Source organism: Stenotrophomonas sp. HMSC10F07 (genome assembly GCF_001807895.1).
Taxonomy (GTDB): domain Bacteria; phylum Pseudomonadota; class Gammaproteobacteria; order Xanthomonadales; family Xanthomonadaceae; genus Stenotrophomonas; species Stenotrophomonas sepilia.
The window spans coordinates 18961-20690 of the sequence record NZ_KV791425.1 but is presented as its reverse complement, the minus strand read 5'-3'; the positions used below and the strand labels follow the sequence as shown (position 1 = coordinate 20690).

Here is a 1730-nt window from a genome sequence, read left to right as displayed (position 1 = left end):
CCGAGCTTACATGGACGTACTTGCAGCGTCCCCCTCAACCGGACCCAGCCCGCCAACCCACGGAATGCCCGCCTTTGACGTTGACGTTGCTTCGGCAGGTGCAGGGCGCAGCCCTGCAAAGGAAGACCCCCTCAGCCGTCGCCCTGGATGCCGCCGGGGGCCTGCGCCGGGTCGCGCCAGCGGCGCACCGTGCGCTGGAAGAACAGGTTGTTCGGCAGCTGCAGCACCGTACCCTCATGGCCGTCGCCGGTTTCCTGCAGCGTGGTGTAGATCAGGTTCACGTCGATCACCCGCCCCTTCAGGCCCGGCTTCTCGCCGTTCTCCAGCACTTCGATGTAGTCATGCAGGCGGAACGGGCGAGTGGTGAAGATCAGCAACGTGCAGAAGATGTTGGACAGCACGCTCCAGGCCGCGAAGAAGGCCACTGCGCCCACGGCGGCGAAGCCGGTGAACGCGGTCCACAGCACTGAAGGCTTCGCGCCGAGCAGGCTGAGGATATACAGCAGGGCGCTGAAATAGACCACGAAACTGGTGATCCGGCGCGCGCCCATCACCATTTCAGGTGGCAGCGTGTAGTGCTCGGCAAAGCGCCGGATCAGGCGACGGGCCAGTACCCGCAGCAGCCAGGCGACCAGCAGCACCAGCACGATCTGCAGGGCCACGCCCGCGTAGTTCAGCCATGGGTGGCTCCAGGCCGGCAGGTGATCCTTCAGCGACAACATCATGGGGGCGAAAACAGGTGGCGGGAACGGCCTCGATGTTACCCGGCGCGTGCCGGGGTTTCGACCATCGGCGACCACGCCAGGCAGACCAGCTCCTGTCGATGCTGCTGCAGGCAGGCGCGGCCGTTGTCGGGGCACAACCGCAAGGACAGGCCCGATGCCTGCAGCACGACGCAAGCGACGATTACCAGCAGGGCGGCGCAGGACGGGCTGGACATGGCGGAACTCCCTGGAGGTATTTTCTCGAATGACCTTCCATGGATGCAGCCGTCGTCGAAAAGGTTGCATGGCCTTGATCGGCGATCGGCTCTAAACCTTTTTCCGGGTCGCCGCATCCAAGCGATATGCTCGACACCACCATGCCAGCGCCGCCTGCCGCCCACGACCCTGTCGACGAACCCGCCCTGGTGCGGGCGGCCGCCGCCGGTGACACTGCGGCCTACGAACTGCTGTACCGGCGCCATGCGCCGCGCGTGTTCGCCGTACTGTGGCGCCTGTGCGGGGGCCAGCAGGCGCGTGCCGAGGATGCCCTGCAGGAAGCGTTCCTGCAGGCATGGAAGGCGCTGCCGGGGTTCCGGTTCGAAAGCAGCCTGTCGACCTGGTTGCACCGGTTGGGCGTCAACGCTGCACTGATGGAACTGCGCGGGCGCGCCGCCGGGCAGGACCACGACAGTCTGGAGGAGGTCGACGGCGGCCTGCAGGAGCTGGCGGTGCACGACCGTTGCGCCGGTACCGAGCGCGACCTGGAGCGCGCACTCGCGACGCTGCCTCCGAGGGCGCGTGCGGTACTGGTACTGCACGACATCGAAGGCTGGAAGCACCAGGAAATCGCCGAGCAGCTGCAGATGGCCGTCGGCAGTTCAAAGGCACAGCTGCATCGTGCGCGCGGCCTGCTGCGCGCACGGCTGGGAGACATGACATGAGTACACACGAACACGATTCCGATCACGATCTGCTGGCCCGGCTGCGCGCGTTGCCCAGCGAGCGAGATGTTCCCGCCGATGGCTG

At 66.5% G+C, this 1730-nt stretch carries 3 protein-coding genes; 1 reads left to right on the top strand and 2 read right to left on the bottom strand.

Translation table 11 applies throughout. The features are described 5' to 3' along the window. Nucleotides 1-131: 131 nt before the first annotated feature. Together HMPREF3114_RS15190 and HMPREF3114_RS15185 are read right to left on the bottom strand one after the other, a co-directional pair. Nucleotides 132-725: a mechanosensitive ion channel family protein gene (locus HMPREF3114_RS15190; RefSeq protein WP_005418176.1), complete on the bottom strand. Its 594-nt coding sequence runs from the start codon at nucleotides 723-725 to the stop codon at nucleotides 132-134. Between the two features lie 35 nt (nucleotides 726-760). Beyond that, nucleotides 761-940 (bottom strand): hypothetical protein, encoded by a 180-nt coding sequence (locus tag HMPREF3114_RS15185; protein ID WP_049415771.1) that lies wholly within the window; start codon nucleotides 938-940, stop codon nucleotides 761-763. A gap of 126 nt (nucleotides 941-1066) precedes the next feature. On the opposite strand from HMPREF3114_RS15185, the gene HMPREF3114_RS15180 reads away from it, so the two are divergent. Beyond that, nucleotides 1067-1645, top strand: coding sequence for an RNA polymerase sigma factor (locus HMPREF3114_RS15180; protein WP_070489956.1), 579 nt, complete (start codon nucleotides 1067-1069; stop codon nucleotides 1643-1645). The last annotated feature ends 85 nt before the right edge of the window (nucleotides 1646-1730 follow it).

Excerpts from the sequence above, each read along its gene's own strand:
- HMPREF3114_RS15190 (WP_005418176.1), bottom strand. The coding sequence starts at position 725 with ATGATGTTGTCGCTGAAGGATCACCTGCCGGCCTGGAGCCACCCATGG.
- HMPREF3114_RS15180 (WP_070489956.1), top strand. The coding sequence starts at position 1,067 with ATGCTCGACACCACCATGCCAGCGCCGCCTGCCGCCCACGACCCTGTC.
- HMPREF3114_RS15185 (WP_049415771.1), bottom strand. The coding sequence starts at position 940 with ATGTCCAGCCCGTCCTGCGCCGCCCTGCTGGTAATCGTCGCTTGCGTC.